Raw genomic sequence first — 2,526 nt, 5'->3', positions numbered from 1 at the left:
CGCGCCTTCCCGGAATTCCGGCCGCTGCTGGCCGATTGCCGCTTCTACAACTGCCATCACCTGCACGAGCCGGGCTGCGCGATCCTGGCGGCCGTCGAGGATGGGCGGATCGCGAAATCGCGTCATGGGCTGTACGCGCAACTGGTCCAGCTCCCTGGCCGCCACCGGCCCCGCCCTCTTTCCCTTTCCGCCCGGCCCGCGCCGGGCCGCCCGCACCCGGAGCCCCGCGATGAGCGTCGAATTCATCGGCATGATCCAGAGCCAGAAGCAGTCCGAGATCCACCCGCCCGCGGGCCCCGTGGTCGATCGCGACTATGTGCGCGCCTTCGCCCAGGCCCACGAGCAGGCCGGCTTCGACCGGATCCTGGTGCCGCATCACTCGACCGGTCCCTCGGCGACGCTGACCATCTCCTACGCGGCGGCCGTCACCGAGCGCGTGAACTTCATGCTGGCGCACCGGCCCGGCTTCACCGAGCCGACCCTGGCCGCGCGCCAGATCGCCACGCTCGACCAGTTCAGCGGCGGGCGGCTCGGCGTGCACTTCATCTCGGGCGGCTCGGACAGCGAGCAGCAGCGCGACGGCGATTTCCTCGATCACGACCAGCGCTACGCGCGCACCGACGAATACCTCGGCATCCTGCGCCGGATCTGGACCGAGGACCGGCCGTTCGACCACGAGGGCACCTATTACCGCTTCCGCCAGGGCTTCTCCGAGGTGAAGCCGGCGCAGCGCCCGCACGTGCCGATCTATTTCGGCGGCGCCTCGGCGGCGGCGCTGGAGGTGGCCGCGAAGCACGCCGACATCTACGCGCTGTGGGGCGAATCGCTCGACCAGGTGCGCGAGCTGACCGGCCGCGTGCGCGCCGCCGCGGCCGCGCAAGGCCGGCAGATCCGCTTCTCGGTATCGTTCCGGCCGATCCTGGCCGCCACCGAGGACGCCGCCTGGGATCGCGCTCGGCGCATCCTGGCCGAAACGCGCCGGCTGCGCGAGGCGGCCGGGCTCGGCGTGGGCAGCCCGCAGCAGAGCGAGGGCGCGCGGCGCCTGCTGGCCGCCGCCGAGCGCGGCTCGCGCGTCGACAAGCGGCTGTGGACCGAGATCGCCCAACTGAGCGGCGGCCGCTCGAACTCGACCGCGCTGGTCGGCACGCCCGAGCAGGTGGCCGACGCGCTGGCCGACTACTACGACATCGGCGTCACCACCTTCCTGATCCGCGGCTTCGATCCGCTCGAGGACGCGACCGACTACGGCCGCGAGCTGATCCCGCGCGTGCGCGAGTTGGTGACGGCGCGCCAGGCAAACCGCGCCGCGGCGTGAACGCATCAGCATCGATTCGATTCGATTCGATCCGCAGGCGCGAAGACAGCGCAAGCAAGCAGGCAGCGCGAACGGCACGGGCAGCCTCGCCGAAACCAGGCCAGGACGCCCCCACCGCCGCGACTGCCGTGACGGACCGCGGCCCGGGCGCCAGCCGCCGGGCCGCTAGCCGCCCCTCTGCCCCCACAACCGAAGAGCCGATCATGTCCACCGTCCTGCCGCTGCAGTCCCGCACGCCCTCCGGTCTCGCGATCAATCCGCGACCACAGCAGAAATTCTGGTTCGATCCGCCGGCGCCGCGCACGAGCATCGCGGCCGAGCGCCGCCATCGCCAGGAGCGCCTGGCCGGCGCGTTCCGCCTGTTCGCGCGGCACGGTTTCGCGCTGGGCCTAGCCGGGCACATCACCGCGCGCGATCCCGAGCTGCCCGACCATTTCTGGGTCAATCCGCTCGGCGTGCATTTCTCGCGCATCAAGGTCTCGGACCTGCTGCTCGTGAACGGCCGCGGCGAGACCGTGATCGGCGAGCGCCCGCTCAACAAGGCCGCCTTCGCGATCCACGCGGCGATCCACGAGGCCCATCCCGAGCTGGTGGCCGCCGCCCACACGCACTCGACCTACGGCAAGGCCTGGTCGACGCTGGGCCGCCCGCTGGCGCCGCTGACCCAGGACGCCTGCGTGTTCTACGAGGACCACGCGCTGTTCGACGACTTCACCGGCATGGTGGTCGACACCAGCGAGGGCGATCGCATCGCGCAGGCGCTGGCCAAGCCCGAGGGCGGCACGCACAAGGGCGTGATCCTGAAGAACCACGGCATCCTGACCGGCGGCCCGACGGTCGAGGCGGCGGCCTGGTGGTACATCGCGCTCGACAACGTCGCGCATACCGCCCTGCTCGCCGAAGCGGCCGGCACCACCCAGCCGATCGACGCGGCCACCGCGCGCCACACGCATGGCCAGATCGGCAAGCCCGACGGCGCGCTGCAGGCCTTCGAAAGCCTCTACGCGGGGCTGGTCGAGCAGGAACCCGAGCTGCTCGACTGACCGCCGTTCCAAGTTCCAGGGGCCGGCCATGCACCGGCCCCGCCACCTTCACGCCACTGCTCGCTACGTTGAGGAATCCGATATGTCTCGTCCGCTCGATACCGCATCGCCCGAGGCCGCGCGCCCGGGCCGCCGGCGCGCGCTGCGCACGGCCGGCGCCGCCGCGCT

3 protein-coding genes are annotated in these 2,526 nt (G+C 72.0%); 2 read left to right on the top strand and 1 reads right to left on the bottom strand.

Annotated elements, in window-relative coordinates; genetic code table 11:
• Positions 1-246, bottom strand: a 246-nt coding sequence (locus tag F3J18_RS37990) for a hypothetical protein (protein WP_205195722.1), incomplete at its 3' end; no start/stop codon positions are given.
• Between F3J18_RS37990 and F3J18_RS36635 the strand changes: the two genes are divergently transcribed.
• Both F3J18_RS36635 and F3J18_RS36630 read left to right on the top strand, forming a co-directional pair.
• Positions 230-1,315, top strand: a complete 1,086-nt coding sequence (locus F3J18_RS36635; protein ID WP_166917025.1) for an LLM class flavin-dependent oxidoreductase — start codon at positions 230-232, stop codon at positions 1,313-1,315. The two genes, F3J18_RS37990 and F3J18_RS36635, sit on opposite strands and share 17 nt — an antisense overlap.
• Before the next feature lie 203 nt (positions 1,316-1,518).
• On the top strand, positions 1,519-2,358 hold the full coding sequence (locus F3J18_RS36630; RefSeq protein WP_036055636.1) for a class II aldolase/adducin family protein: 840 nt from the start codon (positions 1,519-1,521) through the stop codon (positions 2,356-2,358).
• The last annotated feature ends 168 nt before the right edge of the window (positions 2,359-2,526 follow it).

Source organism: Burkholderia sp. Ax-1720, from assembly GCF_011753035.1.
Lineage (GTDB): Bacteria > Pseudomonadota > Gammaproteobacteria > Burkholderiales > Burkholderiaceae > Burkholderia > Burkholderia gladioli.
The sequence above is the reverse complement of the archived record's forward strand: the minus strand, read 5'-3'. Positions and strand labels throughout refer to the sequence as shown.